A 2,205-nucleotide genomic window follows, 5' to 3' on the forward strand; every position below is an offset into this window, starting at 1 on the left:
CGAGCGGAGCCGCCACCTTCGCCAGCCGCTCGGCGTCCCGGTCGAGCAGCACGAGCCGGGACCCGCGCCGGGCCAGCTCGACCGCCAGCGCGGCGCCGATCCCGCTCGCCGCCCCGGTCACCACCGCGACGCCGCCGGCGAACTCGTACCGGCGCATCAGCGGAACTCGACCGCGTCGGTCACCGTCCCGTGCCGGAACATCAGCACGTCCTTCGCGTAGTTCTGGTTGAGCCGCCACGGTCGCATCCTGGCCTGCCGGGGCAGCGCGTCCAGACCGCGCTTGATGTAGTTGGCCTGCAGGTTGAGCAGTGGCTCGCGGGCGCCGGGCGGCGGCCGGCGCGGGGTGACGACCGTGCTGCCGGTGCGGTCCATCTCCGTCAGCAACCGGCAGACGTACTCGCTGACCAGATCGACCTTCAGCGTCCAGGACGCGTTGGTGTAGCCGATCGCGAGCGCGAAGTTGGGCACGCCGGAGAGCATCATGCCCTTGTACGTCACCGTCTCGGGCATCGAGACCGCGGCGCCGTCCACCGACAGCGCCATCCCTCCGGCGGCGAGCAGGCTCAGCCCCGTCGCCGCGACGACGATGTCCGCGTCCAGCTCGGCGCCGGAGGCCAGCCGGATGCCGGTCTCGGTGAAGGTGTCGATCGTGTCGGTCACCATCGTCACCGACCCGGCGCTGATCGCGGCGAACAGGTCACCGTCCGGAACCAGGCACAGCCGCTGGTCCCACGGGTTGTAGGCGGGCCGGAAGTGGGTCTGCACCGGGTAGCCCGGCGGCAGCTGCCGGCGCACCCCGCCCTGCAGCACCTTGCGGGCGGCCCGCGGTGCCCGCCGGGCGAACTGGTAGAGCGCGATCTGGATCGCCATGTTCTTGCCCCGGGCGATCTTCGCGGCCACCCGGTCCGGCAGCCACCGGCGCAGCCCGGCCAGCACCGGGTCCTGCGACGGCAACGTGAGGATGTAGCTCGGCGAGCGCTGGAGCATCGTCACGTGCGCCGCGTCCCTGGCCATCGCGGGGACCAGGGTGACCGCGGTCGCGCCGCTGCCGATCACCACCACCCGCTTGCCGGTGTGGTCGAGGTCGGCCGGCCAGTGCTGCGGGTGCACGATCGGCCCGGCGAACCGCGCCTCGCCGGGGAACTCGGGCCGGTAGCCCTCGTCGTAGCGGTAGTAGCCGGTGCAGGAGTAGAGGAAGCCGCAGGTCAGCTCGATCCGGCCGACGTCGCTCTCGACGGTGACCGTCCACCGGCGGTCCTCGCTGGACCAGTCGGCGGCCACCGCCCGGTGCCCGTACCGGATCTTGGTGTCGATGCCGCGCTCGTGCGCGGTGTCCCGCAGGTAGTCTCGGATCGCGGCACCATCGGCGAGCGTGCTCGTCCCGGTCCACGGCCGGAACTCGTACCCGAGCGTGAGCATGTCCGAGTCGGACCGCACGCCCGGGAACCGGAACAGGTCCCAGGTGCCGCCGAGGGCGTCCCTGGCCTCGAGGATCGCCCAGGTCTTGCCGGGGCAGCGGTCCTGCAGATGGCAGGCGGCGCCGATGCCGGATATGCCGGCGCCCACGATCAGCACGTCGACGTGCTCTCCAGTCACGTACTCGACGGTAGCCTCGCAAGTGTGTCCGGCGACATCACCATTGTGGAGGTCAGTCCGCGTGACGGGCTGCAGAACGAGTCGGTGCTCCTGTCCACCGACGCCAAGGTCGAGCTGATCACCCGGCTCGTCGACGCGGGCGCCCGCCGGGTTGAGGCGGTCTCCTTCGCGCACCCGAAGCTGGTGCCGGCGATGGCCGACGCCGAGGCGGTGATAGAGCGTGTCCCTCGCCGCGACGGCGTCTCGTACGCGGGGCTGGTGCTCAACCGCCGCGGCCTCGACCGCGCCCTGCGCACCGGCGTGGACGAGGTCAACGCGGTCGTCGCGGTGACCGACACGTTCTCCCGGAAGAACCAGAACATGTCCACCGAGGAGGCGATGCGCGACGCCCTCTCGGTGATCGCCGACGCCCGGTCGGCCGGGCTGTTCACCACGCTCACGCTGTCGGTGGTGTTCGGCTGCCCGTTCGAGGGCGAGGTGCCGGTCGAGCGGGTGGTCGACCTCGCCGCCGAGGCGGCCGGGGCCGGCGTGCAGGAGCTGGCGCTCGGCGACACGATCGGCGTCGGCGTGCCCGCGCAGGTGCGGGACATGACCGCACGGGTCCGGGAC

The 2,205-nt window shown here is 72.2% G+C and carries 2 protein-coding genes and 1 pseudogene; 1 reads left to right on the plus strand and 2 read right to left on the minus strand.

Annotation, left to right across the window (positions count from 1 at the left end; all coding sequences use genetic code 11):
* Both VFO68_RS01565 and VFO68_RS01570 read right to left on the minus strand, forming a co-directional pair.
* The coding region (locus VFO68_RS01565; protein ID WP_325156300.1) for an SDR family NAD(P)-dependent oxidoreductase at positions 1-157 on the minus strand (157 nt) is incomplete at its 3' end.
* On the minus strand, positions 157-1,596 hold the full coding sequence (locus tag VFO68_RS01570; RefSeq protein ID WP_325156299.1) for an NAD(P)/FAD-dependent oxidoreductase: 1,440 nt from the start codon (positions 1,594-1,596) through the stop codon (positions 157-159). The genes VFO68_RS01570 and VFO68_RS01565, both read right to left, overlap by 1 nt.
* A 24-nt stretch (positions 1,597-1,620) precedes the next feature.
* Here VFO68_RS01570 and VFO68_RS01575 point away from each other — a divergent pair.
* Positions 1,621-2,205 (plus strand): annotated as a pseudogene (locus VFO68_RS01575) (hydroxymethylglutaryl-CoA lyase); the annotation flags it as partial.

The sequence above is a fragment of the Actinophytocola sp. genome, assembly GCF_035712165.1.
GTDB lineage: Bacteria > Actinomycetota > Actinomycetes > Mycobacteriales > Pseudonocardiaceae > DASYTH01.